Source organism: Streptomyces sp. NBC_00306 (assembly GCF_036169555.1).
In the GTDB taxonomy this organism is placed as follows: Bacteria; Actinomycetota; Actinomycetes; order Streptomycetales; family Streptomycetaceae; genus Streptomyces; species Streptomyces achmelvichensis.
Map to the genome: position 1 here is coordinate 5,921,227 of NZ_CP108032.1, position 25,640 is coordinate 5,946,866.

The following is a 25,640-nucleotide window of genomic DNA, read 5'->3' on the forward strand; positions in this document are numbered from 1 at the left end:
CCCCGCGCCTCAATCGCCGGCGGGGCTTGATGTGCGGCCTGTTGCCCCGGCGGGGCGGAATGTGCGGCCTGTTGTCCCGGCGGGGCGGAATGTGCGGCCTGTTGCTCTGACGCGGCTGGGCTTGTCCGGCCTTGTGTGCGGGGCGAGTTCAGCCTGTTCGACGTGTGAGGATGCCGGTAGGCGTGCCCGGCCGTGATGGTGCGGGTGGTTCGCGGGGCGCTGCCCCGGACCCCGCGCCTCAATCGCCGGCGGGGCTGGATGTGCGGCCTGTTGTCCCGGCGGGGCTGGATGTGCGGCCTGTTGCCCTGGCGGCAGCGACGGTGCGGGCGGCAGGGGCCCCCGCCGGGGAGGGGGTCGGCCACGCCTCAGAGCCAGCTCGCGAACTCCAGGCTCAGTTCCGCCTCTTGCGCCCGGCCCGACGACTGCGCCCTCGTCGCCGACTCCACCGCGCGGAACAGCGTCCAGCCCCGCAGCCGGTCCGGGTCCACCTCCAGTGAGTCCGCCAGCTTGTTCACCCGGCGGCGGGCCGCCGACGCCCCCGAGGACGCGGCGATCAGGTCCTCCACCCGGTCGCGGACCAGCCGCGCCAGGTCGTAGGCGCGTTCACCCACCAGCGGTTCCGGGCCCACCGCCAGCCACGGCGTGCGGTCGCCCGCGAGGACCTTGCCCTGGCGGAAGTTGCCGTGCAGCAGCAGCGTCTCCGGCGGCGCGGCGGTCAGTTCGTCGCGGGCCGCGAGCGCCTCGGAGACCAGCGCCGACGACGCATCCGACGACGCCTCCGCCGAGACCCGCATCGCCTCCGCCTGCCGTGCCGTCCGGTCCGCCACCGACTCGAAGCCATGGCCCGCGGGCGGCTCGACCCACAGCCGCCGTACGATCCCCGACGCCTCCAGCAGCGCCTTCGCCTCCGGCAGCGAGCGCAGGCTCATCTCCGGGTGCAGCCGCTCCAGCAGCAGCGCGTCGCCCGGAGCCGCGAGCAGGCGCACCGCGCCCCAGCCGTCCCAGTGCTCCAGCGCGGCCCGTTCCAGGGCGGGCGTGGCCGCGGGCGGGGCGAGCTTCAGCGCGGCCGGGGTGCCGTCCTCCAGGCGTACGAGGACGACCAGACTGCTCCGGCCCCCCGGGGCCATCACCCGCTCGACGTCCAGCCCCTCCCGGGACACGGCCTCGTCGGTGAGCGCGGGCAGCAGCCCGAGCCAGTCGTCGCTCTCGCCGAGCGCCCGAACCAGACGCCGGGGCGCTTCAAAACCCACGTGTGTGCTTCCCTTTCACTGCCCGGCCGCCCGCTCGGCGAGCCCAGGAAAGGCTACGCCGCTGCCGCGCCAGCGCACGGCACGCACCGCCGCCTCCCGCAGGGCGCCGGCGGCCTCGCGCCGCAGCGGCCCGTCCGCGGCCCGTACGAGATCGGAGCAGACGCCCGCGACCCGGTCCTCCAGCACCGCCGCGAGGCGCACGGCCGCGGCCGAGTCCGGTACCGCGAAGGGCAGGTTGTACGCGGCGGCTGCCGCCTCCGGCGTGCCGCCGAGGTCCCGCACGGTGCGGACGAGCGCGTCGCGCCGGGCGCGGTGCGCTCCGTGTGCCGCGGTGGCCTCCGCCCGGCGGGCCTCGCCGACCCGGGCTCCGACGACCCCGTAGCCGTAGACCGCGGCGTGCTCCGCGGCCAGCGCCGCCTGAAGGGCCCTCAGGACGTCGTCCGTGCTCATCGCGGGGCCCCGTTCGTCAGCAGGTAGACGTGCGTCGCGCCCGCCGCGGCGACAGACGCCAGCAGGCGGGCGAGTTCGGGTGGCGCCTCGTCCAGAGCGGCGGTGTGTGCCTCGAAGGCACGTTTCTCCGCACTGGCGAGCGAGGCGAGCGCTTCCGCGGGAACAGTCGGGACCGGCGCCGTGAGGGCCACCGGGGGCGTGCCGCCGAGCGCGCTGACATGCGCGGCCACCGCCGTGCGCAGGGGAGTGAGCCGCCCCGCCAGCGCCGGATGCTGTGCGATGGCGGCGTCGTAGTGGTCCCGCAGGGACCCGCTCGTCGCGGCCAGGCGCTTGCGCAGGGCCTTCTCCGCCCGGGCCGGGTCGCCCGCCGGGCCGGAGGTCCGGGTCTCGGCGGACGGCCGGTCCGAACAACCCGTCAACACCGCCGCCGCGGCCGCACCCGTGGCCATGAGCGCACGTCTGCGTGTCGTCCCCGTGCGCCCCACGCGTCTCTCCCTCGGCATCTTGTGATCATCGCCGCAGGCGAGCGTACCTGCGGGTGCCGTGCAGGTGGACGGCAACACCCCTCGGGACCGGATACCCTTTGATCTGACACGCGACGATCCCACAACAGCACACGCGGCCGAGGAGTCACCCGGATGAGCACCACCCAGAGCGAGAGGCTGCGCGGGCTGCTGGAACCGCTCGTCAGCGCCGCGGACCTGGATCTGGAAGAGATCGAGGTGTCCCGGGCCGGCCGGCGTCGCATGCTGAGGATCATCGTGGACTCCGACGAAGGCGCCACTCTGGACGCCTGTGCCGAGCTGAGCCGCGCCATCTCCGCCAAGCTCGACGAGACCGACGCCATGGGCGAGGACGAGTACGTCCTCGAAGTGAGCTCGCCCGGCGCGGACCGCCCCCTGACCGAGCACCGCCACTACGTGCGTGCCGTCGGCCGGCTCGTGAAGCTTCAACTCACCGAGGGCGGGGACGTGGTGGCCCGCATCCTGGCCGTGGACGACGAGGGGCTCGACCTCGAGGTGCCCGGAGTGAAGGGCCGAAAGCCCACCGCCCGCCGGGTCGCCTTCGCCGAGATCGCCAAGGCTCGCGTGGAGATCGAGTTCAGCCGCAAGGACAAGAAGGAAGAGGAGGCGTAGCCGTGGACATCGACGTGAAGCTCCTGAAGGGCTTGGCACAAGAGAAGGAGATCCCCTTCGACCTGCTGGTCGAGGCGATCGAGTCGGCCCTCCTCATCGCGTACCACCGCACCGACGGCAGCCGCCGTCACGCTCGTGTCGTGCTCAGCCGCGACACCGGCCATGTGACCGTGTGGGCGAAGGAGGAGCAGGCCGATCTGGAGGAGGGCCAGGAGCCCAAGGAGTTCGACGACACTCCCTCGGACTTCGGCCGTATCGCCGCCACCACCGCCCGCCAGGTCATCCAGCAGCGGCTGCGGGACGCCGAGAACGACGTCACCTTCGGCGAGTACGCCCGCCGTGAGGGCGATGTCGTCGCCGGCATGGTGCAGCAGGGCAAGGACCCGAAGAACGTCTTGGTCAAGCTGGACGACAAGCTCGAGGCGATCCTGCCGGTGCAGGAGCAGGTCCCGGGCGAGGAGTACACCCACGGTCTGCGTCTGCGCACATACGTCGTCCGGGTGGCGAAGGGCGTGCGCGGCCCGTCCGTGACGCTCTCCCGCACCCACCCCAACCTGGTGAAGAAGCTCTTCGCGCTGGAGGTCCCGGAGATCGCGGACGGCAGCGTCGAGATCGCGGCGATCGCCCGCGAGGCCGGTCACCGCACCAAGATCGCGGTCCGCTCCACCCGTTCCGGACTCAACCCCAAGGGCGCCTGCATCGGCCCCATGGGCAGCCGTGTCCGCAACGTCATGGCCGAGCTGCACGGCGAGAAGATCGACATCGTGGACTGGTCGGACGACCCCGCCGAGATGGTGGCCAACGCCCTCTCGCCGGCCCGCGTCAGCAAGGTCGAGGTCGTGGACCTCGGCGCGCGCTCGGCCCGGGTGACCGTCCCCGACTACCAGCTGTCACTGGCGATCGGCAAGGAGGGGCAGAACGCCCGTCTGGCCGCCCGTCTCACCGGCTGGCGCATCGACATCCGCCCCGACACGGAGCAGAGCGACGACCACGGCCCCGACCAGGGCTGAGGAATGCCACCGGGCTGAGCGCCGTTTTACGAACGGGGCGCCTCACCGGGATCGAGACAACGATCGTTCGATTTTTGCCCCGAAGGGGTGAGGTCGCTACGGGGAGGTAGACTTAAACGTGTCTGGCCGGACGCACGACCGCGCATGCCCTGAACGCACATGTGTGGGATGCCGGGAGCGGGCGGCCAAGAGCGATCTGCTGCGCATCGTGGTGGTCGGTGGCGAATGTGTCCCCGATGATCGCGGTACGCTGCCCGGCCGGGGTGCGTATGTACACCCCGCCTCGGTCTGTCTCGACCTGGCTGTACGCCGCCGGGCTTTCCCACGGGCCTTCCGGGCCCAGGGACCGCTCGACACGGCTGGAGTACGGCGGTATGTCGAGCAGGCAGCACCGTAAGGAAGAGAAGTACGGCACGGAACCCCGTGCGGTCAGGTACCTCGCGAGTTGGAAGTAGGTCGAGATTGCGATGAGCACTCGATGAGTACGCGATGAGTACGCCCATGAAGTAGCGACGGTCCGGCGGTAACCCGGACCTAAAAGGAGCGAAGTGGCTAAGGTCCGGGTATACGAACTCGCCAAGGAGTTCGGGGTTGAGAGCAAGGTCGTCATGGCCAAGCTCCAAGAACTCGGTGAATTCGTCCGTTCGGCGTCCTCGACGATCGAGGCGCCGGTTGTACGCAAGTTGACTGACGCACTGCAGGGGCCCGGCGGCAACGCCGGCAAGTCCGCTGCGAAGCCCGGCGCGCCTCGCAAGGCCGCGCCTTCCCCCGCAGCGGCAAACCGCGCGGGCGGTACCCCCACGCCCGGCGCGCCCTCCCCGGCGCCGTCGGCCCGTCCCGCTGCCCCCAAGCCCGGCGTCCCGGCCCCCAAGCCGGCCGCAGCCGAGGCTCCGGCGAGCAGCACTCCCTCGACCGCACCGGCTTCCGGCCCCCGCCCGGGTCCCAAGCCCGCGCCGGCCAAGCCCGCTCCGGCGGCTCCGGTGCCCGCGGCCGAGTTCTCCGCACCTGCCCCGGCGCAGCCCGCCGCGCCGCAGGCCCCCCGTCCCGGTGCCCCCGCCCCGCGTCCTGCCCGTCCGGCTCCGGCCGGCGGACAGCGCGACGGTGGTCAGCGTGACGGCGGCCAGCGTGACGGCGGCCGCGGCGGCGACCGTCCTGCCCGCCCCGCGGGCCAGGGTGGACCGCGCCCCGGTGGCAGCCGTCCGGCCGGTCCCCGTCCGGGCAACAACCCCTTCACCTCGGGTGGCTCCACCGGAATGGCGCGCCCGCAGGCGCCCCGTCCGGGTGGCGCTCCCCGTCCCGGTGGCGGCGGCGCTCCCGGCGCCCCGCGTCCGCAGGGTGGCCCCGGCGGCGCTCCCCGGCCCCAGGGCCAGGGCGGCGCTCGTCCGTCTCCCGGCGGCATGCCCCGTCCGCAGGCGCCCCGTCCGGGTGGCGGCGGCGGTCCTGCCGGTAACCGCCCGAACCCGGGCATGATGCCGCAGCGTCCTGCTGCCGGTCCCCGTCCTGGTGGCGGTCCCGGTGGCGGCGGCGGTGGCCGTGGTCCCGGCGGTGGCGGTCGTCCCGGCGGTGGCGGCGGCGGTCGTCCCGGTGGCGGCGGCGGCTTCGCCGGTCGTCCCGGTGGCGGCGGCGGTGGCGGCGGCTTCGCCGGTCGTCCCGGCGGTCCCGGTGGCGGTGGCGGCGGTTTCGCCGGTCGTCCCGGTGGTCCCGGTGGCGGCGGTGGCCGTCCCGGCTTCGGCGGTCGTCCGGGTGGTCCCGGTGGCCGTGGTGGCACGCAGGGTGCGTTCGGCCGTCCCGGCGGTCCGGCGCGTCGTGGCCGTAAGTCGAAGCGGCAGAGGCGCCAGGAGTACGAGGCCATGCAGGCCCCGTCGGTCGGCGGTGTGATGCTGCCTCGTGGCAACGGACAGTCCGTCCGTCTGTCGCGCGGTGCGTCCCTCACCGACTTCGCGGAGAAGATCAACGCCAACCCGGCGTCGCTCGTCGCCGTGATGATGAACCTCGGCGAGATGGTCACTGCCACGCAGTCCGTCTCCGACGAGACGCTGCGCCTGCTCGCGGACGAGATGAACTACGTCCTCGAGATCGTCAGCCCGGAGGAGGAGGACCGCGAGCTTCTCGAGTCCTTCGACATCGAGTTCGGCGAGGACGAGGGCGGCGAGGAGTTCCTCGTGTCCCGTCCGCCGGTCGTGACCGTCATGGGTCACGTCGACCACGGTAAGACCCGACTGCTGGACGCGATCCGCAAGACGAACGTCGTTGCGGGCGAGGCCGGCGGTATCACGCAGCACATCGGTGCGTACCAGGTCGGCACCGAGGTCAACGGCGAAGAGCGCAAGATCACCTTCATCGACACCCCGGGTCACGAGGCGTTCACCGCCATGCGTGCCCGTGGTGCCAAGTCCACCGACATCGCGATCCTCGTGGTGGCGGCGAACGACGGTGTGATGCCCCAGACGATCGAGGCGCTGAACCACGCCAAGGCGGCCGGTGTGCCGATCGTGGTCGCGGTCAACAAGATCGACGTCGAGGGCGCGGACCCGACCAAGGTGCGCGGTCAGCTCACCGAGTTCGGTCTGGTGGCCGAGGAGTACGGCGGCGACACGATGTTCGTCGACATCTCCGCCAAGCAGGGTCTGCACATCGACTCCCTGCTGGAGGCCGTGGTCCTCACCGCGGACGCCTCGCTCGACCTGCGGGCCAACCCGGAGCAGGACGCGCAGGGTATTGCGATCGAGGCTCACCTCGACCGCGGCCGCGGTGCCGTCGCCACGGTGCTCGTCCAGCGCGGAACGCTCCGCGTCGGCGACACGATGGTCGCCGGTGACGCGTACGGCCGTGTCCGGGCGATGCTCGACGACAACGGCAACAACGTCGAGGAAGCGGCTCCGTCCACTCCCGTCCTGGTCCTGGGTCTCACCAACGTCCCCGGTGCCGGCGACAACTTCCTGGTCGTCGACGAGGACCGCACCGCACGGCAGATCGCCGAGAAGCGTGCCGCCCGTGAGCGGAACGCCAACTTCGCCCGCAAGGGTGTCCGGTTCTCCCTGGAGAACCTGGACGAGGCGCTCAAGGCCGGTCTGGTGCAGGAACTCAACCTCATCATCAAGGGCGACGCGTCCGGTTCGGTGGAGGCTCTCGAGTCCTCGCTGCTCCAGCTCGACGTCGGCGAAGAGGTCGACATCCGGGTGCTGCACCGCGGTGTGGGTGCGGTCACGGAGTCGGACATCGACCTGGCGATGGGCTCCGACGCCATCGTCATCGGCTTCAACGTCCGCGCTGCCGGGCGTGCCCAGCAGATGGCGGAGCGCGAAGGCGTCGACGTCCGGTACTACTCGGTGATCTACCAGGCCATCGAGGAGATCGAGGCGGCCCTCAAGGGCATGCTCAAGCCGGAGTACGAAGAGGTCGAGCTCGGTACGGCGGAGATCCGCGAGATCTTCCGCTCGTCCAAGCTGGGCAACATCGCGGGTGTTCTCATCCGCTCCGGCGAGGTCAAGCGCAACACCAAGGCCCGGCTCATCCGCGACGGCAAGGTCATCGCGGAGGACCTCAACATCCAGGGTCTGCGCCGCTTCAAGGACGACGTCACCGAGATCCGCGAAGGCTTCGAGGGCGGTATCAACCTCGGAAACTTCAACGACATCAAGATCGACGACGTCATCGCGACGTACGAGATGCGCGAGAAGCCCCGCGGCTGATCCGCGCAGCATCGGTCGGGGCCGCTCGACGGGTAAATATCCGTCGAGCGGCCCCGGCCGCTGCGTGTACGGTTCTTGTGTCCCTGCCAAACCCTGGCAGGTGTCATGAACCCGAACCGGCGGGACATCCGGATACATACATGTATGTGGGGACACTGTCCTTCGATCTGCTTCTCGGCGACGTACGGTCGCTGAAGGAGAAGCGCTCCGTGGTCCGCCCGATCGTCGCCGAGCTCCACCGGAAGTACGCGGTGAGCGTGGCGGAGACCGGAGACCAGGACCTCCACCGCAGGGCAGAGATCGGCCTCGCGGCGGTCTCCGGGGACACGGGGCACCTCACAGACGTACTCGACCGGTGCGAGCGCCTTGTCGCCGGCCGGCCGGAGGTGGAGCTGCTGTCCGTTCGACGCAGGCTCCACAGCGACGAAGACTGATGGCAAGGCAAAGAAGGAGAAGGACCAGTGGCCGACAACGCGCGGGCGAAGAAACTGGCGGACCTCATCCGGGAGGTGGTCGCCGAGAAGCTGCAGCGCGGCATCAAGGACCCGCGGCTCGGCACGCACGTGACCATCACGGACACCCGTGTGACCGGTGACCTGAGGGAGGCCACGGTCTTCTACACGGTCTACGGCGACGACGAGGACCGGGCCAGCGCCGCTGCCGGACTGGAGAGCGCCAAGGGCGTTCTGCGCTCCGCGGTCGGCGCCGCGGCGGGTACCAAGTTCACGCCCACCCTGGCTTTCGTGGCGGACGCCCTCCCGGAGAACGCCAAGACGATCGAGGACCTGCTCGACAAGGCACGGGCCTCGGACGCGAAGGTGCGTGAGGCGTCCTCGGGCGCCGCGTACGCCGGTGAGGCGGACCCGTACCGCAAGCCGGAGGACGAGGACGAAGCCTCGGAATGACACAGCAGAACAAGACGCCGGACGGCCTTGTCATCGTCGACAAGCCGTCCGGCTTCACGTCGCACGACGTCGTCGCCAAGATGCGCGGGATCGCCAGGACCCGTCGCGTCGGACACGCGGGAACACTCGACCCGATGGCGACCGGGGTCCTGGTGCTGGGGGTCGAGAGAGCCACCAAGCTCCTCGGGCACCTGGCGCTCACCGAGAAGGAGTACCTCGGCACGATCCGGCTCGGTCAGACGACCGTCACCGATGACGCCGAGGGCGAGGTCACGGCATCCGTCGACGCCTCCGGGGTCACCCGGGAGGGCATCGACGCCGGTGTGGCGGCCCTGAGCGGAGCCATCATGCAGGTGCCGTCCAAGGTCAGCGCCATCAAGATCGACGGCAAGCGGTCCTACGCCCGCGTGCGCGGCGGCGAGGAGTTCGAGATCCCGGCCCGTCCGGTGACGGTCTCCTCGTTCCAGGTGTACGACGTGCGGGAAGCGGTCGCGGAGGACGGGACCGCCGTCGTGGACCTGATCGTCTCCGTCGTCTGCTCGTCCGGGACGTACATCCGCGCGCTGGCGCGTGACCTCGGTGCCGGTCTCGGCGTCGGCGGCCATCTCACCGCGCTGCGGCGTACCCGCGTCGGCCCGTACGGGCTGGACTCGGCGAGGACGCTGGACGAGCTCCAGAAGGACCTCACGGTCATGCCGATCGCGGAGGCCGCCGATGCGGCGTTCCCGCGCTGGGACGTGGACGAGAAGCGCTCCCGGCTGCTGATCAACGGCGTACGCCTGGACATGCCGGCCTTCGACCGCGCTCCGGTCGCCGCGTTCGGGCCCGATGGACGCTTCATCGCCCTGGTCGAGGAGCAGAAGGGCAAGGCCAAGAGCCTCGCCGTCTTCGGCTGACCGCAGACCGGGCGGGACCGGCCCCGTCAGGACGCCCACCGGCACGTCCGGGGCGAGCCGGATCTCATCGTGGAACGGGCAGGGCCGCTGCCCGTTCCACGATCCCCCTCGGACGGTGTCTATCCACCGGGCACCCTGGATTCACCCCATCGGGCAGGCGCTCGGAGTGAACCACGGGTGCACTCGGGGGCGCGTTCGACTTGCGTACTTCTCCCGCTGATCACTGCCGACCTACCGTCGCACCATGGGACGCGGGGACCTGGCAACGCTGGTACGTATCTGCGATCTGGCGGGGCGGCCGCGTGGCACCGGGTTCGTCGCCGACCAGCTCGGCACGGTCGTGACCAGCCATGAGGCTGTCGACGGGCTGGTGCGGGTGGTGCTGCACGCACCCGGCGACCGCACCTGCCTCGCGGAGGCCGACGCCATCACCCCGCTGCCGGAAGCCGGCCTCGCGCTGGTGCGCACCGACGGCCTCGGTGTGCGGCCCCTGCCGATCGGCACGCGTGAGCGGATCGAGGCGGGGACATACGTGACACTGCCCGCCGGCGGCTGGCGCGAGGCCCGGATCCTCGGATCGGCACAAGTGACCTACACCGCCACCGACCGCTTCCATCTCGTCGCCGAGGCAGTGGAGTTGGCGATCGGGACGGACGGCAGCGACGCGCTGCGGCTGGGTGGCGGGGCCGCCGGCGGCCCCGTGCTCGACGCCTCGACGGGTGCTGTGCTCGCCGTCCTCGGCACGGCACTCCAGAGCGGACATCGTGCGGCGGGGTTCGCACTGCCCCTGCGGACCGCCGCGGCGCCCGCGGACGGGCCTCTCGCCGACCTGCTGCGGCGCAATGCCGCGACCGTCCCGGCCTACGGGCAGGACCTCAACCTGGCCGCCGTCCTCGAACTCACCGCGACCTCCGTGGGCGCGGTCGGCGGCCCCAGCGCCTGGCCCGGGCCGGTCGAACGGCCCGAGCTGCTGCGGGAGTTCGATTCCTTCACCGCCCTCGTCATGGGACTCGTCGGCGACCCCGGCACCGGCCGTACGACCGAACTCACCGCGCTCGCCGGCCGCCGCGGCCAGGGTGCCCGCCCCGCGCCCACGGTGTGGCTGCGCGGCGCTGATCTGCACGCCGACGACACCTCCGTCGCCGACGCCTTCGCCCGCACGCTGCGACAGGCCGGGCGCATCCTCGCCGCGTCGGGTGCGCACGGCGACATGGGGCCCGTCACGCCCGAACGGGTCGCCCGCCTGGCCCGGGCCGCCGGGCGCCCGCTGATGATCCTGCTCGACGGGCCCGAGGAGATGCCCCCACAGCTGGCCCACCGTCTCGCCGACTGGACGGCGGGCACGGTCGAGTGGCTCGGCGACTGCGGGGTGCGCATGGTGGTCGGCTGCCGCCCCGAGTACTGGGAGCAGGCAGGGGCACTGTGCCCGCCCGAGGTACTGCACCAGCCGGCCCGGCCCGCCCTTCGGCTGCCGCCCGCGGTCCGCGTCGGTGACCTCTCGGCGGACGAGGCGAGCGAGGTACGCGAACGGTACGGACTGCCCGCCGACGCCATCGACGCAGCCGACGAACGGCACCCGCTGGCGCTGCGGCTGCTCGCCGAGGTCCGCGAGGCGCTGCCCGGCGGGGTACCGGGACGGCCCTCCCGCGAGGAGATCTTCACCGCGCATCTGGACCTGCTGTGCCTGCGGATCGCCGTACGCATCGCGGCCGCCTCCCGGCCACCGCTGCGAGGGGCTGCCGTACGCCGGCTGGCGGCCCGGGTGTCCGGCCGGGTCCACGAGGCCGCACGGCGCTGTCTGGGGCCGGGGCAGGGGGAGTTGGACCGCGAGTCGTTCGAGGAGATCTTCCCGTGGCGCACCGGCTGGGCATCGGCGGTCCTCACCGAGGGACTGCTCGTTCCCGCGGGCACCGGCTACCGCTTCGCCCACGAGGAACCGGCCGACTGGGTCCAGGGCGCCCATCTCGACCTGGACGCGGCCCTGCACTCCCTCGTGCACCGCTGGCACGCGAGCGCGCCGGCGGGGCTGCCGTCGAGGCCGGGATCGAGCGGCGGCAGCGGCGGACACGTTCCGCCGCCCCCGGGGTCGGGCGCGGCCCGCACCCCGACGCTCGCCGTACCCCGTCATCGCATCGGACCCGTCGTCCAGGCACTGCTCCTGCTCGACAGGGTGCACGGCCCCGCGGCGCTCACCCGCCGTCTGGAGGGGCTGATCGATGCCCTGGAACGCCTCGACGAGGTGCGTGAGGACTCCGGCGGCGATGCCCCCGCCGACTGCGAGCGGGCGTCTACGGCGTGGGCGGTCGGCGGCAGCGAGGCAGTGGTGGCATCGGATCCGGCCGTGGCGGGGGACCGGGCCGGTGTGCAGGACCGGGTCGACGACGCACGCTGGTGGGGTGCCCACCTGCTCGGCGAGACCCTGCTGCGGGTTCCCGACGCGCGTGCGTACCTCCCCGTCCTGCGGCTGCTCGCCGACCGGATCACCCGGCGCTCCGTACGCGAGGGCGGCCCCGAACACCTCGGCGGACTCGGCGAGTTCGGGCCCTGGTTCTGGGAGCGGCTCCAGGTGCCCGAGGCCGAGCGGCTGGATCTGCTGCGCCGGCTCGTGCCCGCCGACGGGCCTCCCGGGGCCCGGCGCCTTCCCCGCTACCTGGACGCCACCGCCGCCCGCCTGGCCGCCCATCCCTCGGCCGTACAGCCGCTGCTGTGCCGCTGGTTCACCGACACCACACCGCTGCCCGCCGAGCCCGGCGCGCAGCTGCGGCCCACCGTCGCGGGCGCCGCGCAGGCGCTGCTCTACGCCCGCCGGGACCTCGCCGTCGACGACCTCACCGAGGCCCTCGTCGCCACCGCCCACCCCCGCGCCGACGAACTGCTCGCCGCGCTCGCCGAGGACGAGCCGTCCGCCCTGTGCCGGGCCGTCGACCGCTGGGCCCACGACTCCCGGCCCGAGCGGCGCGTCGCGGCCGCCGCGTACGGACCGGTCACCGCCGCCCGGGTCACCACCGAGGCCGACCGTGAACTGCTGCGCTACGCCGCGTTCGCCCTCCTCGCGCGCGCCGCCGACACCTCGCTGCACGGGCCCGCCCTCGCTCTTCTGGTCCGCGACCCGCACACCCGCTCCCGGCACCTCGGCAGGGCGCTGGCCGCCTTCACCGCGGGGGATCCGCCGCTGCCGGTGAGCGCACTCGTCATGGCCCTGACCACCCACCCCGAGCCCGTGCTCGCCGCCTTCCGGGAGCGGCTGCACCAGCCAGGGGAAGGCGCGGCGGAGGTGCTACGGGCGCTGGCGGAGATCGACCAACCGGTCCTGGCGCGCCGGGCCGCGGAACTCGTCGGCGAGTACCTCGATCACCGGCCCGAGGGCGCGGCACATGTCGCCGCGTATGTCGAGCGCCGTCTGGAACGGGGACCCGCGGCCAGAGCTGTCCTCTCTCCCCTGGTGAGAGGTCTGCTGCGGGGCCGCCCGTGGCAGGTGCGCCGTGCGCTGGCACCCGTGCTGGCGGCCCCTGGCACGGTGGCGTCCCGGGCGCTGCGGTCCGATCTGCTCGACCTCCTGCTGGACTGCGAGGAGAGGGAACAGGAACCGGGGTACGGACCCGCCCTGGGGCACGGGTCCGCCCCCGATGCACCGGGGTACGGGCGCGTCGCGCCGCAGAGATCGCGGAGCAGCCGTGATCCGTCCGTCCTCGACGCGGTGCTGCGGGGCGCCGCGCTGGGCTGTGCGACCCGGCCGGAGGCCCGTACCCGCGCGCTGGTGCACCGCACCGGCATGCTCCTCGTCCGTACGCCCGAGGGCGCCACCTGCTTCGACCGCCGACTGGTCGAGCTGGCCCGTGAGGTGCCCGGGTTCGCCGCCCAGGTCGCGGGCTGGCTGGCCGGAGCACCGCAGGAGTGGGCGGCGGTCGTCGGTCCGAGCGCACGGCGGATGGTCGAGACGCTGGGCAGCCCGGTGCCGATGCGGGCCGGAAGCCGCGGGCATGGCAGTCTTAGACCTGCGTAATCGGCAATCCAGACACAGGTTCGGGCGAGGAGCGGTCACAGTGCAGCGCTGGCGTGGGTTGGAGGACATCCCGCAGGACTGGGGACGCAGCGTCGTCACCATCGGCTCCTACGACGGGGTGCACCGCGGGCACCAGCTGATCATCGGGCGGGCGGTGGAACGGGCGCGTGAGCTGTCGGTGCCGTCGGTCGTCGTCACCTTCGACCCGCACCCCAGCGAGGTCGTCCGCCCCGGCAGCCATCCGCCGCTGCTGGCCCCGCACCACCGGCGCGCCGAGCTGATGGCGGAACTGGGCGTCGACGCGGTCCTGATCCTGCCCTTCACCTCCGAGTTCTCGAAGCTGTCGCCGGCCGACTTCATCGTGAAGGTGCTGGTCGACAAGCTGCACGCGCAGGCGGTGATCGAGGGGCCGAACTTCCGGTTCGGACACAAGGCGGCGGGGAACGTCGAGTTCCTCGCCGAGCTGGGCCCCACGTACGACTACGGGGTCGAGGTCGTCGATCTGTACGTCTCGGGTGAGGCCGGCGGCGGCGAACCGTTCTCCTCCACCCTCACGCGGCGGCTGGTCGCCGAGGGCGACATCGAGGGCGCGAACGAGATCCTGGGCCGCCCGCACCGGGTGGAGGGCGTGGTGGTGCGCGGCGCGCAGCGCGGCCGCGAGCTGGGCTACCCCACCGCGAACGTGGAGACGCTTCCGCACACGGCGATCCCGGCGGACGGTGTGTACGCGGGCTGGCTGACGGCGAACGGCGAACGCATGCCGGCGGCGATCTCGGTGGGCACGAACCCGCAGTTCGAGGGAACGGAACGCACGGTGGAGGCGTACGCGATCGACCGGGTGGGTCTTGATCTGTACGGACTGCATGTGGCCGTTGACTTCCTGGCGTACGTGCGGGGCCAGGAGAAGTTCGAGTCGATCGAGGCGCTGCTGGAGGCGATCGCCGCGGACGTCAAGAAGTGCCGCGCGCTGACGGCGGGTCTCTAGCGCCGCAGCCGGCCGGTCGCCGTGCGGGTCACAGTGCTCCCCACAGGCGTGAGCGCTTCATCAGGTGGTCGTGGACGAGCGCCACGGACGGATGGGCGAGACCGCCGACGCGGGTGGCCAGATAGAGCGTGTTGAGCGGTGCCGCGTCCGGCTGGTGGAGCAGTTCCACCGAGCCCGCGGCCAGGGCGGGCTCCGCGAGGTAGCGGGGCAGCACCGACACACCCGCTCCGGCGACCACCGCCGCCAGCACGGCGCGGAGGTCGGGCACGACGACCGCGACGTCGTTGGACGGCCGGCGGCCGAACTCCGAGCGCCAGTAGCGGCGGATGATGGGCAGCTCCTCGGCGTACGCGACCAGGGGCAGCGCCCCCAGTGCCTTGACCGGATCCGTGGCCAGCAGAGCGGGGTCGACGGTGCGTGCCAGCGTCGGCGGTCCGACGAGCACGAACTCCTCGTCCGCGAACGGTGTCGCCGCCACGTTCTTGAGGGCGGGCCGGACGGCGGAGACCACGAGATCCAGGCGGGAGTTCGCCAGGGCGGAGAGCAGATCGCCGGCCAGTCCGACACTGATCCGCAGCCGTAGCCCGCGGGCCGCCAGCGGAGCGAGAGCGGGGACGACACGGGCGGTCACGAGCTCCGCCGGGCCGGCGAGGTGGACCTGTCCGTAGAGGGCGTCCCCGTCGGCGTCCCCGTCGCTGATCGCGGACCGCAGCCGGTCGAGGTGCGGCCCGACGCGCCGGGCGAGATCGTCGCCGCGCGCGGTCGGTGTCACACCGCGGCGCGAGCGTACGAACAGAGGCTCCCCGATCTGCTGCTCCAGGCGCGCCAGTTGGCCGGTCACGGCCGGCTGGGAGAGCCCGCGCCGGGTGGCGGCGGTGGTCAGCGATCCAGCGCGGTGGATCTCCAGAAAGGTGGCCAGCAGGTCCAGATCCACCACGCAACCCTCCAGCCATAAGAATCGTGATGACCGAAATCATCCTACCGGACTAATGCTGATGGATTCGTGGTTGTGTCGACCGCAACGAGGTACGCGAAGGAAGCGAGCGATCGCCCGACGCGTCCGACCGTAAATGACGAGAGAGAAGAACACGATGGCCAGGATCCTCATGATCGTCTCCGCCGCCGACAGCCTCACGCTGGCCGACGGCACCGACCACCCCACCGGCTTCTGGGCCGAGGAGCTCGCCGCCTCCCACCAGCTCATGCGCGAGGCCGGCGCCCAGGTCGACATCGCCACCCCGGGCGGCGTCGCACCCACCGTCGATCCGATCAGCCTCGACGAGCGCGGCGGCGTGGCGGAGGCGGACGCGGCACGGTTCCGCGCGTACCTGGACGACATCGCGCAGGACCTCGCCGCTCCGCTGTCCCTGGACGCGGTGTCGGTGGGCGACTACGACGCCGTCTTCATCCCCGGCGGCCACGGCCCGATGGCCGATCTCGCCCACGACACCGACCTCGCCGGGCTGCTCGTCGAGGCCGACGCGAGCGGAAAGCTCGTCGCCGCGCTCTGCCACGGACCGGCCGCCCTGCTCAGCGCCACCCGCGAGGACGGAGGCTTCGTCTTCGCCGGGCGCTCGATGACCTCGTTCACCGACGAGGAGGAGAAGCAGGGCGGACTCGGGGACGCGTCCCCGTACCTCGTCGAGACGCGGCTCCGGGAACTGGGTGCCGTGATCGACGCGGGCCCGGCCTGGCAGAGCAAGGTCGTCGTCGACGGCAATCTGATCACCGGGCAGAACCCGCAGTCGAGCGTCGACACCGCACGCCGGGTTCTCGCCGAGCTCGAAGCCCGCACGGCATAAGGGCACCGGGGGCGGGCCCCGTCACCCGAAGGGGATTTGGCCCGCCCCCATCCGCAGTCTCGTGCCGCTCAACGCCCCGCCGGCTTCACGCCGATGCCCAGTGACAGGCGACCCCGGCCACCGCTCCGCTCCCCAGCACCGGCAGCTCCTTCGTACGGCAGTCGCCCGACACCCCCGCCCGGTCCGCCTCGCCCGAGGACAGCACCTGGCAGCGGGCGTGGAAGCGGCAGCCGGCCGGGATGCGGGAGGGGTCCGGGGGCTCGCCCGTGAGGACGACCGGCGGCACCTCCGACTCCGGGAGAACCGACAGGAGCGCCTGGGTGTACGGATGCTGAGGGGACGTCAGTACCTCCTCCACCGTGCCGGTCTCCACGATCCGCCCCAGGTACATCACCGCCACCCGGTCCGCGATGTTCCACGCGAGGCCGAGGTCGTGCGTCACCACGAGGGCCGACAGGCCCAGTTCGTCCCTCAGGCGCAGCAGCAGCGCGAGGATCTCGCCGCGCACGGACGCGTCCAGCGAGGCCACCGGCTCGTCCGCGACGATCAGTTCGGGCTCGAGGACCAGTGCGCCGGCGATGACGACACGCTGACGCTGGCCTCCCGAGAGTTCATGCGGATAGCGCAGGAAGAAGCGCTCGGGCGGACGCAGCCCCGCCCGCGACAGCGCTTCGCCGACCGCCGCGCGCTCGTCGCCCTCGTACCCGTGGATCCGCAGGCCCTCGGCCACGGCGTCGTACACCGTGTGCCGCGGGTTGAGGGAGCCGCTCGGGTCCTGGAGAACCAGCTGGACCCGCTTGCGGTACGACTTGAGCGCACGCGAGCCGTAGTCCAGCGGGCTGCCGCCGAAGGTGACACGCCCCGACGTGGGCGGCACCAGGCCGAGCAGCGAGCGCGCCAGGGTGGTCTTGCCGCAGCCGGACTCGCCGACCAGGGCCACGATCTCGCCCGCGCCGATGTCGAGGTCCACCCCGTCGACGGCGCGGGCGGACGGGCCGCCGCGGCGTCCGGGGAAGGTGACGTGCAGACCGGCGGCCGAGAGCAGGGGAGTGGTGGTCATGACGGGCTCCTGGGTCACAGCTGTTCCTCCACCGCGGCGCCGACGTGCACGCATGCCGCCCGGTGGGTCTCCCCGGCCGACACGAGCTCCGGGTCCGCGTCCGTGCAGACGTCCAGGGCCACGGGACAGCGGGGATGGAAGGTGCATCCGGTGGGCAGGGCGGCGGGGTCCGGCGGATCGCCGGGCAGTCCGCGCGGCGCCCGGCGGGAGCCGATGTCGCCGATGCGCGGGAACGCGTCGGAGAGCGCCCGGCCGTAGGGGTGCTGGGCGGAGTCGTAGACGGTACGGGCGGGGCCCTCCTCGACGATGCGGCCGGCGTACATGACCGCGAGGCGGTCGCAGGTGTCGGCCAGGACCGCCAGGTCGTGGCTGATCATCAGCAGGCTGATGTCCTGCTCGGCCACCAACTGCTCGATCAGGCGCAGGATCTGGGCCTGGATCATGACGTCCAGCGCGGTCGTCGGTTCGTCCGCCACGATCAGGCGCGGGGCGCAGGCGAGAGCCATGGCGATCATCACGCGCTGCCGCTGGCCGCCGGAGAGCTCGTGCGGATAGGCGTCGGCGCGCGCCACCGGCAGACCCACCTGCTGGAGCAGCTCCCCGACCTTCTTCCTCGCGACCGCGGGGGTGGCCTTCTGGTGCAGCAGGATCGGCTCCGCGATCTGGTCGCCGATCCGGTGCACCGCGTTCAGCGAGTGCATCGCGCCCTGGAAGACGATCGACGCACCCGCCCACCGCACGGCCCGCAGCCGCCCCCATCGCATGCTCAGGACGTCCTCGCCGTCGAGCAGGATCTGTCCGCTCAGCCGTGCCGAGGCGGGCAGCAGACGCAGCAGCGCGAGGGCGAGCGTCGACTTGCCGCAGCCGGACTCACCGGCGACGCCCAGCTTCTGTCCCGCCGCGAGCGTGAGGTCGACACCGCGAACGGCGGGCACGGCCCGGGCGCCGGAACCGTACGTCACCTGAAGGTTCTTGAGTTCCAGGAGGCTCAACGCGCCACCCCCAGCCTCGGGTTGAGCACGGACTCGATCGCCCGCCCGCACAGCGTGAACGCCAGCGCCACGAGCGCGATCGCCAGTCCGGGCGGCGCCAGGTACCACCAGTGGCCGGACGAGACCGCCCCCGCCTCCCGTGCGTCCTGGAGCATGCCGCCCCAGGAGACGACGGTCGGGTCGCCGAGGCCGAGGAAGGCGAGCGTCGCCTCCGTGAGGATCGCCGTCGAGATGCCGAGGGTCGTCTGCGCGAGGACCAGCGGCATCACGTTCGGCAGCACATGGCGGCTCATGATGTGGCTGTGGCCGCCGCCGAGCGCCTTGGCGCGTTCGATGTAGGGCCGCGACTCGACCGCGATGGTCTGCGCCCGCACCAGACGCGCGGTGGTCGGCCAGCTGGTCACGCCGATGGCGAGGATCACGGTCCACACACTGCGCGACATCACGGTGGCCAGCACGATCGCCAGCACGAGGGCCGGCATCACCAGGAACCAGTCGGTGATCCGCATCAGCACGGTCTGGAACCAGCCGCCGTAGTGCCCGGCGATGATCCCCACGACGGTCCCGATGGCGACCGAGAGCGCGGCGGCCAGCAGACCGACGGTGAGCGAGATCCGGGCGCCCCACACCAGGAGACCGAGCAGGGACCGGCCGAACTGGTCAGTGCCCAGCGGGAATTCCGTGCTCGGCCGTTCCAGCGCGGTGCCGGGAGCGTTCGTCACGCTCTGCACGTCGTCACCGACCAGCAGCGGTGCGGCGAGCGCGATCAGGGTGATCAGGGCGAGCGCCGCGAGCCCGAAGATCCCGGCCCGGTGCGTACGGTACGAGCGCCAGAAGCGGCTCACCGAGTCGCGGCGGCGCGCCCACGTCAGCGACGAGGCGGTGGTTGCGGTCGTCATCGGCCCACCCGGGGGTCGAGCAGCGGATACAGCAGGTCGGCGAGGAGGTTCATCACGATCATCGCGCCGGCGAAGACCACGAACAGGCCCTGGACGAGCGGCAGGTCGGGCACGCTCAGCGCCTGGTAGAACAGGCCGCCGAGCCCCGGCCAGGAGAACACCGTCTCGACCAGGATCGAGCCGGCCGCCACATGACCCAGATTGATGAACACCATGGTCACGGTGGGCAGCAGGGCGTTGGGCACGGCGTGCCGGCGGCGCACGACGTCGTCGCGCAGCCCCTTCGCCCGTGCCGTCGTCAGATAGTCGCTGCCCATCTCGTCCAGCAGCGAGGACCGCATCACCAGCAGGGTCTGCGCATAGCCGACCGCGACCAGCGTGATCACCGGCAGCACCATGTGGTGGGCGACATCGGCGATGTAGGCGAAGCCCGTCTCGTCGCCCGACTCCATGCCGCCGGTGGGGAACAGCCCGGGGATCGGGCCGATGCCCACCGAGAAGGTGATGATCAGCAGCAGACCCAGCCAGAATGACGGCACCGACCACAGCGTCAGCGCGACACCCGTGTTGACCTTGTCGCCCAGGCTGCCGTGCCGCCAGGCGGAACGGGTGCCGAGCCACAGACCGATCGCCGAGTAGACGACGACGGCGACACCCGTGAGCAGCAGCGTCGCCGGGACCTTCTGGGCGATCAGCTCACCGACGGGCGCATGGAACTGGTACGACATGCCCAGATCACCCGTCAGCGCCTTGCCGCAGTAGTCCGTGAACTGCTGCCACATCGGCTGGTCCAGCCCGAACTGCTTGCGCAGCGTGGCCAGTTGCTCGGCCGACGTCGGCATCCCGTGCGTCATGGCCTTCACCGGGTCACCGGGGATGATCCGGAAGAGGAAGAAGCTGGTGACGAGCACGGCGAGCAGCGAGATCGCCGCGCCGCCCAGCCTGCCCGCCACATAGAGGAGATAGGCCCGCGCGTTCCCGCCGGCGGCGCGGGCCTCAGGGACCCGCGCCACCGCGGTGGCGGTGCCTGTCGTGCTGGTGGTGCTCATCGGCTATTCACGGTCTTCCGCGGTGGACCGGCGGCGCATCGCGACGAACACTCCGAGGGCGGCGACGAGGACCACGGCCGCGCCGATGCCGATCACGACGCCCGTGGAGGAGCCGCTGTCGGAACCGCCGTCACCGGCCGCCGGCTCGGCCGACCACCAGCTCCAGTACCCGTCCTGACCCCAGAGGTTGCCCGCCGCCTCCGGCATCGTCGTAATGGACTTGATCTGGTCGGTACGGTACGCCTCGACCGCGTTCGGATACGCGAGGACATTCATGTAACCCGTGTCGTACAGCCGCGACTGCATCTGCTTGACTAGATCGGCCCGCTTGGCCGCGTCGTACTCGACCGCCTGTTGTGCGTACAGCTGGTCGAACTGCTTGTCGCAGATGAAGTTGTCGGTGGCGCCGGTGTCCTTCGGCGTGGCCGGCAGCGCCGCGCAGGTGTGGATGGACAGGACGAAGTCCGGGTCGGGGTTGACCGACCAGCCGTCGAAGGCCAGGTCGTAGTCGCCCTTGAGCCAGGGGTCGGACACATTGTCGAGACAGTCGACCTTGAGCCCGATGCCGAGCTCGCCCCACCACTCCTGGAGGTACTTGCCGATCGCCTTGTCGTTGGGGTCGGTCGCGTGGCACAGGATGCGGAAGTCGAGCGCCTTGCCGTCCTTGCCGACGCGCTTGCCGCTGCTGTTCTTCTTGTAGCCCGCCTGGTCCAGCAGCGTGGCCGCCTTCGCCGGGTCGTACGCCATCTTCTGGGTGGCCGCCGGCTTCCAGAAGTAGGAGCCGAAGCGCGGCGGGATGTACCCCTCGCCCTCGACGGCGTGACCCTGGAAGACCTTGTCCACGATCGTCTTGCGGTCGGTGGCCTGGAAGAGCGCCTTGCGCACGTTCGGGTCGAGCAGGGCCTTGTGGCCGCTGCCGAACGCCTTGCCGTCCTTCGACTTCGCCCCCGGGTTGGTGGCCAGGGCGAAGAAGCGGCGGCCCGGCGCGTCGTTGACCTTGATGTTCTTCGCGCTCTTCAGCGCGGACGCCTGGGCGGGGGTGAGGCCCTGGACGAACGAGACCTCGCCCTTCTGGAGGGCCGCGACCGCCGCGTCACCGTCCTTGTAGTACTTGAGCACCAGCTCGTCGAACTTGGGTGCGCCGCGCCAGAAGTCCTTGTTCGGCTTGAGCTTGACGAACTGGTCGACCTTGAAGTCCGTGACGACGAAGGGGCCGTTGCCGACGATCGGGAACTGCTTGTCGTTGTTGAACTTCGAGAAGTCCCCGACCTTCTCCCACACATGCCGCGGCACGATCGGGACGTCCAGCGCCGTCATCGTGGCCTGCGGCTTCTTCAGCGCTATGACCAGCGTCTCCGGGTCGGGCGCGGTGACGGTCTTGAAGTTGGACGTGAAGCTGCCGTTGGCCGTGGCAGCGTTCTCGTCCGTCATCATCTTGTTGAACGTCCACGCGGCGTCCTCGGCCGTCGCCTGCTTCCCGTCGGACCACTTGGAGTCCTTGCGGATGGTGTAGGTCCACGTCAGCTTGTCCGGCGACGACTTCCACTCGGTCGCGAGCCCCGGGATCGTGTGGCCGTCCTTCACGTCGTAATTCGTGAGGTACTCGTAGGCCAACCGGTGGACGGTGGTGCTGACCAGACGCTGCGCCAGGAACGGGCTCAGCGAGTCCACGCTCTGCGACACGGCGACGGTGAGCACCTTCTTGCCGTCGTCGTCGGCCGCGTGGACCGCCTGCTGCGGTACGGTCACGAGCGCGGAGGCAGCGAGGCCCGAGGCGAGGAGAAGGCGGAGGAACCGTGGGCGTTGCCGGGCACTGCGGGACGAATCCTTGTGGACCATGGGGCGTGACCTCGCGTCATCACTCGCTGTGGAGCCCCGCGTGGAGGCGGGACTCATTTCTCTGGTTCGCCAGCTGGTGAAGCGAAGGTTTATCAGCGGTGGTCGAGCGGCGTCAACGGCGCGTCAAACATGGTGTGGTCTGCGGGAATGCATCGAGGGCCCGCACCGTGGAGACGGTGCGGGCCCTCATTGGTTCAGACCTCTGACGCCCTACTGCTGAGGGGCTGGCGGCGCCTGCGGAGGCTGCTGCTGCATCCACTCGGCGGGCGGAACAGGGCCCTGGGAATCTGCTTGCCCCGGACCGGCCTGCCGGCCCTGCTGACCAGGGTGGCCCGGCTGCGGGGGAGCTCCGGCGGGCTGCGCCGGAGGCTGGGCCTGGGGCGGCTGCTGCTGCCATCCCTGGGGCGGGTAGGGCTGCTGGGGCGGCTGCTGACCGCCGTACTGCTGCGGCGGCTGGCCCTGCTGCGGCGGGTAGGGCTGCTGACCCTGGGGGTGGGGCGGCTGACCCTGCGGATAGGGCTGCTGCGGCGGGTAGGACTGCTGACCCGGGGCAGGCTGTCCGGGCATCTGCTGTCCGGGGATCTGCTGTCCGGGGATCTGCTGTCCGGGGATCTGCGGGGCGGGCGGGGCGGGGTACTGCCCCGGCGCCTGCTGGTGGCCCGGCATGGGCGGGGCCATGGTCGGCGGCGGATTGCCGTCGGCGGTCCACAGTCCCTGCTGCTGCTGGGCCCGGGCGAAGTCCTCGGCGATCAGCGCGGACAGATTGAAGTACGCCTCACGGGTCTTCGGGCGCATCATGTCGATGTCGACCTCGGCGCCGGCCGCCAGGTGCTCGTCGAAGGGCACCACGACGACACCGCGGCAGCGTGTCTGGAAGTGCTGGACGATGTCATCGACCTTGATCATCTTGCCGGTCTCACGGACACCGGAGATGACGGTGACCGAACGCTGAACCAGGTCCGCGTACCCGTGCGCCGACAGCCAGTCCAGCGTCGTCGACGCACTGCTCGCGCCGTCCACGGACGGCGTGGAGATGATGATCAGCTGGTCGGCGAGGTCGAGGACGCCGCGCATGGCGCTGTAGAGCAGCCCCGTGCCGGAGTCGGTGAGGATGATCGGGTACTGCTTGCCCAGCACCTCCAGCACGCGCCGGTAGTCCTCGTCGTTGAACGCCGTCGAGACGGCCGGGTCCACGTCGTTCGCGATGATCTCCAGACCGGAGGAGGCCTGCGAGGTGAACCGACGGATGTCCATGTACGAGTTGAGGTACGGGATCGCCTGCACCAGGTCGCGGATCGTGGCCCCGGTCTCGCGGCGCACCCGGCGGCCGAGCGTGCCGGCGTCCGGGTTGGCGTCGATCGCCAGGATCTTGTCCTGCCGCTCGGTGGCCAGCGTCGAGCCCAGCGCGGTGGTCGTCGTGGTCTTGCCGACACCGCCCTTGAGGCTGATGACCGCGATCCGGTAGCAGGAGAGCACCGGCGTACGGATGAGGTCGAGCTTCCGCTGCCGCTCGGCCTCCTCCTTCTTGCCGCCGAGCTTGAAGCGGGCGGCGGGGCCGGACGGGTTGCGGCTCGACTTGGCCTTCTGCTTGTTGTTGCGCAGCAGGCGGTCGGACGACAGCTCGACGGCGGCGGTGTACCCGAGCGGCGCACCCGGTACGGACCGCTCACGCTGGTCGTGCGTGACCGGCGTGGGCCACGCGGCACCGGCCCGCGGATCGACGGGGGCGCCCGGGGGCGGTCCCTGCTGGTGCGTCTGCTGCGGGGGTGCGTGGGGGGTCTGCGGCGGCTGACCCTCCTGGCCGGGGCCGGGCTGGCCGGGCTGGGGGAAGCCGTAACCGGCTTGCGGCTGTGGGGCGTTGGGGCCGGGTGTCGTGGGCGGCATGGGTGCGGGCTGCGGCTGTGCCTGCTGGGGGAAGCCGTAGCCGCCGCCGTGCGGTGCTTGGGGAGGCTGGGGTGCCTGCGGCGGCTGGCCGGGCTGGGGGAAGCCGTAACCGGCCTGCGGCTGCGGGGTGTTGGGGCCGGGTGTCGTGGGCGGCATGGGTGCGGGCTGCGGCTGTGCCTGCTGGGGGAAGCCGTAGCCGCCGCCGTGCGGTGCCTGGGGAGGCTGGGGTGCCTGCGGCGGCTGACCGGGCTGGCCTGGCTGCGGGAAGCCGTAACCGGCCTGCGGCTGCGGGGTGTTGGGGCCCGGTGCCGTCGGCGGCAGCGGGGCCGGCGGTACGGCCTGCGGCGGCTGCCCGGGCTGCGCCTGCTGGGGGAACCCGTACCCGGTCGGGGCCGGGGCCTGGGGCGGCACGGACGGGTCCGGGGTCTGCGGAGTCGCGGGCCACTGCGGCGCGGGCGCGGGCGCGGCAGGCTGGAAGGCGGGCGGCAGCGGAGGCAGCCCGGCATCCTGTGCGGGCGGCGTGGGGGACCAGGGCTGAGCGGGCGCCGGTGCCGGTGCCGGGGGAGCGTCCTGCGGTTCGGCGGCCGTGACGGGCGCGGGGCTCTCGGGGACGGCGTCCTCGGGCACGGAGTCGGACGGCTCGTCCACCGCGGCCGCATCCGCGGTCACGTCGTCGGCCGTCGCCGTGTCCGGACCCTCGAACTCGGTGTCGGCGCGCGGCGCGCTGTCCCCGTCATCGCCGGTGTCGCTGTCCGCCTCGGAGCCGGCCTCGGTGTCCGACTCCGGCTCGGCGTCGCCGGTCTGCTCGTTGTCGACGGAGGTCTCGGCGTCGGCCGGAGCATCGGCGTCGGCGTCGGCATCGGCGGACGTGGGCTCGGGCTCACCGGCGGCGTCCGAGGCCGCGGCCTCCTCCGCTTCCTTCGCCGCCGCACGCTCCTCCATCTCGCGCCTCAGCGCGGCGGGGGAGAACCGCATGGTGGCGCCGCTCTCCACATCACCGCCGCCGAAGGGCTGCGGCTCGGGCTCGGGAGCCGACTCCGGACCGGGCGTGGGTGCCTGAGGAGCGGGGGCCTGGGCTTCGGGTGCCCCGGCACTCTCGGGAGACTCCGGAACCGGCGGCTGCCCCTGGACCGGGTCGGGGCCCGGCACGACCGCGGGCGGTGTCTGCGCAGGGGGAGGGGTCTGCGACGGAGGAGGCGTCTGCGGTGCGTGAGGTGCCTGGGCGGGCGGAGCCGGCTGCTGCCAGTTCGGCTCGAAGCCGCCGCTCGCGGGCGCTCCGGGCATCGCCACCGGCGCCCCGGTCGGCTGCGGAGGCGGCGTACCGCCCTGCCCCTGCTGCCCCGCGTTCGCGCCCGAGGAGTCACCCGAGGCGTTCTGCGTGTACCAGGCCGGAGGGGTGTAGTCGATGGTGAACTCACCCGTCAGCTCGGCGGGCTCCGCGTCGGACTCGTCGGCGGGAAGGTCCCATCCCCCGCGGATCTCGTCCCGATCGCTGTTCACTGTGCCTCCTGGTGTGGTCGAGCACCCTTGTGCCGTAGTGGGTGGGGGCGGCGACCGCTGACAACCGATCGGCCCGGCTCTCCCCCTGGGACGCAGCGGGCATCCCCGCATGTTCCTCTGCCGCTTTCCGTACCACCCTAATCGTCAACAAGGGCGCTCCGGCAGGCCCGCCCACCCCCAGGCTGCTGTCCCGTACGTCACCCGATGCCCCCAAGTGAACTGCGGGCGGCTGAGCGTGAGGAAACGCGTGGGGCAAACCGGTACAACTGCATACGGAATTCGGCGCCA

20 protein-coding genes are annotated in these 25,640 nt (G+C 72.1%); 10 read left to right on the forward strand and 10 right to left on the reverse strand.

The window, feature by feature from the left end; genetic code table 11:
• Positions 1–365 precede the first annotated feature (365 nt).
• The 3 genes from OHA05_RS26550 to OHA05_RS26560 are packed head-to-tail and all read right to left on the reverse strand — an operon-like array spanning position 366 to position 2,185.
• Positions 366–1,250 carry an aminoglycoside phosphotransferase family protein gene (locus OHA05_RS26550; protein ID WP_328861884.1) on the reverse strand — a complete coding sequence of 295 codons (885 nt, stop codon included), beginning with the start codon at positions 1,248–1,250 and terminating at the stop codon, positions 366–368.
• A gap of 15 nt (positions 1,251–1,265) precedes the next feature.
• Positions 1,266–1,700, reverse strand: coding sequence for a ferritin-like domain-containing protein (locus OHA05_RS26555; protein ID WP_313943778.1), 435 nt, complete (start codon positions 1,698–1,700; stop codon positions 1,266–1,268).
• Entirely contained in the window at positions 1,697–2,185 is a 489-nt protein-coding gene (locus OHA05_RS26560; protein WP_328861885.1) for a hypothetical protein, read from the reverse strand. Before OHA05_RS26560 ends, OHA05_RS26555 begins: the two co-directional genes overlap by 4 nt.
• A gap of 153 nt (positions 2,186–2,338) precedes the next feature.
• Between OHA05_RS26560 and rimP the strand changes: the two genes are divergently transcribed.
• The 9 genes from rimP to OHA05_RS26605 all read left to right on the forward strand — a co-directional run bounded on the left by rimP (position 2,339) and on the right by OHA05_RS26605 (position 14,327).
• Positions 2,339–2,836: a ribosome maturation factor RimP gene (rimP, locus tag OHA05_RS26565; protein ID WP_313943776.1), complete on the forward strand. Its 498-nt coding sequence runs from the start codon at positions 2,339–2,341 to the stop codon at positions 2,834–2,836.
• 2 nt (positions 2,837–2,838) lie between these two features.
• The gene (gene nusA / locus OHA05_RS26570) at positions 2,839–3,846 is read left to right on the forward strand and encodes a transcription termination factor NusA (protein ID WP_313943775.1); all 1,008 of its coding nucleotides are present in this window, start codon (positions 2,839–2,841) and stop codon (positions 3,844–3,846) included.
• Positions 3,847–3,964: 118 nt separating this feature from the next.
• Complete coding sequence (locus OHA05_RS26575) at positions 3,965–4,243, forward strand: YlxR family protein (RefSeq protein ID WP_327679643.1); 279 nt, start codon at positions 3,965–3,967, stop codon at positions 4,241–4,243.
• Between the two features lie 151 nt (positions 4,244–4,394).
• Complete coding sequence (infB, locus tag OHA05_RS26580; RefSeq protein ID WP_313943773.1) at positions 4,395–7,538, forward strand: translation initiation factor IF-2; 3,144 nt, start codon at positions 4,395–4,397, stop codon at positions 7,536–7,538.
• 140 nt (positions 7,539–7,678) lie between these two features.
• On the forward strand, positions 7,679–7,972 hold the full coding sequence (locus OHA05_RS26585) for a DUF503 domain-containing protein (protein ID WP_313943772.1): 294 nt from the start codon (positions 7,679–7,681) through the stop codon (positions 7,970–7,972).
• Between the two features lie 27 nt (positions 7,973–7,999).
• The gene (gene rbfA, locus OHA05_RS26590; protein ID WP_313943771.1) at positions 8,000–8,443 is read left to right on the forward strand and encodes a 30S ribosome-binding factor RbfA; all 444 of its coding nucleotides are present in this window, start codon (positions 8,000–8,002) and stop codon (positions 8,441–8,443) included.
• On the forward strand, positions 8,440–9,339 hold the full coding sequence (truB, locus tag OHA05_RS26595; protein WP_328861886.1) for a tRNA pseudouridine(55) synthase TruB: 900 nt from the start codon (positions 8,440–8,442) through the stop codon (positions 9,337–9,339). The genes rbfA and truB overlap by 4 nt, the downstream gene beginning before the upstream one ends.
• 244 nt (positions 9,340–9,583) lie before the next feature.
• Positions 9,584–13,342 (forward strand): trypsin-like peptidase domain-containing protein, encoded by a 3,759-nt coding sequence (locus OHA05_RS26600; protein ID WP_328861887.1) that lies wholly within the window; start codon positions 9,584–9,586, stop codon positions 13,340–13,342.
• A 40-nt stretch (positions 13,343–13,382) separates the two neighbouring features.
• The gene (locus OHA05_RS26605) at positions 13,383–14,327 is read left to right on the forward strand and encodes a bifunctional riboflavin kinase/FAD synthetase (RefSeq protein ID WP_313943768.1); all 945 of its coding nucleotides are present in this window, start codon (positions 13,383–13,385) and stop codon (positions 14,325–14,327) included.
• A 28-nt stretch (positions 14,328–14,355) separates the two neighbouring features.
• Here the strand turns inward: OHA05_RS26605 and OHA05_RS26610 are convergent, their stop codons facing one another.
• Positions 14,356–15,264 carry a LysR family transcriptional regulator gene (locus tag OHA05_RS26610; RefSeq protein WP_328861888.1) on the reverse strand — a complete coding sequence of 303 codons (909 nt, stop codon included), beginning with the start codon at positions 15,262–15,264 and terminating at the stop codon, positions 14,356–14,358.
• 154 nt (positions 15,265–15,418) lie between these two features.
• Between OHA05_RS26610 and OHA05_RS26615 the strand changes: the two genes are divergently transcribed.
• The gene (locus OHA05_RS26615; protein ID WP_328861889.1) at positions 15,419–16,129 is read left to right on the forward strand and encodes a type 1 glutamine amidotransferase domain-containing protein; all 711 of its coding nucleotides are present in this window, start codon (positions 15,419–15,421) and stop codon (positions 16,127–16,129) included.
• 85 nt (positions 16,130–16,214) lie between these two features.
• Here the strand turns inward: OHA05_RS26615 and OHA05_RS26620 are convergent, their stop codons facing one another.
• The 6 genes from OHA05_RS26620 to OHA05_RS26645 all read right to left on the reverse strand — a co-directional run bounded on the left by OHA05_RS26620 (position 16,215) and on the right by OHA05_RS26645 (position 25,352).
• Entirely contained in the window at positions 16,215–17,189 is a 975-nt protein-coding gene (locus OHA05_RS26620) for an ABC transporter ATP-binding protein (protein WP_328861890.1), read from the reverse strand.
• 14 nt (positions 17,190–17,203) lie between these two features.
• Positions 17,204–18,181: an ABC transporter ATP-binding protein gene (locus OHA05_RS26625; protein ID WP_328861891.1), complete on the reverse strand. Its 978-nt coding sequence runs from the start codon at positions 18,179–18,181 to the stop codon at positions 17,204–17,206.
• Entirely contained in the window at positions 18,178–19,080 is a 903-nt protein-coding gene (locus OHA05_RS26630; protein ID WP_313943763.1) for an ABC transporter permease, read from the reverse strand. The genes OHA05_RS26625 and OHA05_RS26630 overlap by 4 nt, the downstream gene beginning before the upstream one ends.
• On the reverse strand, positions 19,077–20,129 hold the full coding sequence (locus OHA05_RS26635; RefSeq protein ID WP_313943762.1) for an ABC transporter permease: 1,053 nt from the start codon (positions 20,127–20,129) through the stop codon (positions 19,077–19,079). Before OHA05_RS26635 ends, OHA05_RS26630 begins: the two co-directional genes overlap by 4 nt.
• Positions 20,130–20,132: 3 nt before the next feature.
• On the reverse strand, positions 20,133–21,968 hold the full coding sequence (locus OHA05_RS26640; RefSeq protein WP_328861892.1) for an ABC transporter substrate-binding protein: 1,836 nt from the start codon (positions 21,966–21,968) through the stop codon (positions 20,133–20,135).
• Between the two features lie 210 nt (positions 21,969–22,178).
• Complete coding sequence (locus tag OHA05_RS26645) at positions 22,179–25,352, reverse strand: SCO5717 family growth-regulating ATPase (RefSeq protein ID WP_328861893.1); 3,174 nt, start codon at positions 25,350–25,352, stop codon at positions 22,179–22,181.
• Between the last annotated feature and the right edge of the window lie 288 nt (positions 25,353–25,640).